At 52.8% G+C, this 709-nt stretch carries 1 protein-coding gene; it reads right to left on the bottom strand.

Going from position 1 to position 709, the window contains the following annotated elements; all coding sequences use genetic code 11:
• Window positions 1-38 precede the first annotated feature (38 nt).
• On the bottom strand, window positions 39-709 hold a 671-nt coding region (locus ACNRUY_RS26700), incomplete at its 5' end, for an ERF family protein (RefSeq protein ID WP_488114699.1).

Below are 709 nucleotides of genomic sequence, written 5' to 3'. Positions count from 1 at the left end.
GAGCCATTCCTGGGAACCCTGCTCTACGTTGTGCACTTTCATTGCTGTACTCCCTGAATCTGGGCTTTTTGTTGTTGGGTCAGTTTGCGGCCTTTGCTTTCCACAAAGGTGATTAAGGTGTCTGCTGATTTCTTGCCGCTTCGAATGGCGTTCTGCCAGCCTGGGAAAAGGCGGTTAAAATCTTCTTCTTCATAGTGAGGCAGTGCCTGCACAGGCTGGCCGTGATTACCTGCTGCCTCTTTACCCGCTACCTCTTTACCCGCTGTAGCTTCATAAGGCTGAAACCCGTCGATATCATCATCAGAGGTAGCGATACCCAGCACGTTGCTCAGCGTGTACTTCTTCAGGTAGGTGGTAGAAGACGCTATCTGCTGAAGTGCATTTTTGTTGCCGGACTGGTCCAGGCCGCCACTCATGGAACAGGATTCAGAGTGGCCGAGCGCATGGGACAACAGGCAGGTGACAGAAACCACACCCTGGCTGAGCGCTTGCTCAAAGCGGTAAGAGAGCCCGTGGCGATGCAGGACCGGATTAACCGCTTTTACAATGTCGTCAATAGAGGCGTAGCTGTAGGTCATCTGGCCACCGTTACGGGTGGCGAATGATGCGGTTTTGGACTTGTGAATCAGCGGCATTTCAGACTGAAAGTTGGCAACCGCCTGATAAAACGCTTTTCTGGCCTGATCGCGATTCCACCGCTCTTGCAGGT

The sequence above is a fragment of the Endozoicomonas sp. Z74 genome (assembly GCF_057680865.1).
Note: the sequence above shows the minus strand (reverse complement) of the source record. Positions and strands in the feature narration are given on the sequence as shown.